This is a genomic window from Citrobacter sp. R-1.5.2 (assembly GCF_035064245.1).
Classification (GTDB): Bacteria; Pseudomonadota; Gammaproteobacteria; order Enterobacterales; family Enterobacteriaceae; genus Citrobacter.
Genome location: NZ_JASEYC010000088.1, coordinates 1 through 630 on the forward strand (window position 1 = coordinate 1; position 630 = coordinate 630).

The 630-nt window shown below is 63.2% G+C and carries 1 pseudogene; it reads right to left on the reverse strand.

Annotation, left to right across the window (positions count from 1 at the left end):
• Nucleotides 1-630 (reverse strand): annotated as a pseudogene (gene intI1 / locus QMN38_RS26715) (class 1 integron integrase IntI1); the annotation flags it as partial.

Here is a 630-nt window from a genome sequence, read left to right on the forward strand (position 1 = left end):
CCGAGCAGATCCTGCACGGTTCGAATGTCGTAACCGCTGCGGAGCAAGGCCGTCGCGAACGAGTGGCGGAGGGTGTGCGGTGTGGCGGGCTTCGTGATGCCTGCTTGTTCTACGGCACGTTTGAAGGCGCGCTGAAAGGTCTGGTCATACATGTGATGGCGACGCACGACACCGCTCCGTGGATCGGTCGAATGCGTGTGCTGCGCAAAAACCCAGAACCACGGCCAGGAATGCCCGGCGCGCGGATACTTCCGCTCAAGGGCGTCGGGAAGCGCAACGCCGCTGCGGCCCTCGGCCTGGTCCTTCAGCCACCATGCCCGTGCACGCGACAGCTGCTCGCGCAGGCTGGGTGCCAAGCTCTCGGGTAACATCAAGGCCCGATCCTTGGAGCCCTTGCCCTCCCGCACGATGATCGTGCCGTGATCGAAATCCAGATCCTTGACCCGCAGTTGCAAACCCTCACTGATCCGCATGCCCGTTCCATACAGAAGCTGGGCGAACAAACGATGCTCGCCTTCCAGAAAACCGAGGATGCGAACCACTTCATCCGGGGTCAGCACCACCGGCAAGCGCCGCGACGGCCGAGGTCTTCCGATCTCCTGAAGCCAGGGCAGATCCGTGCACAGCACC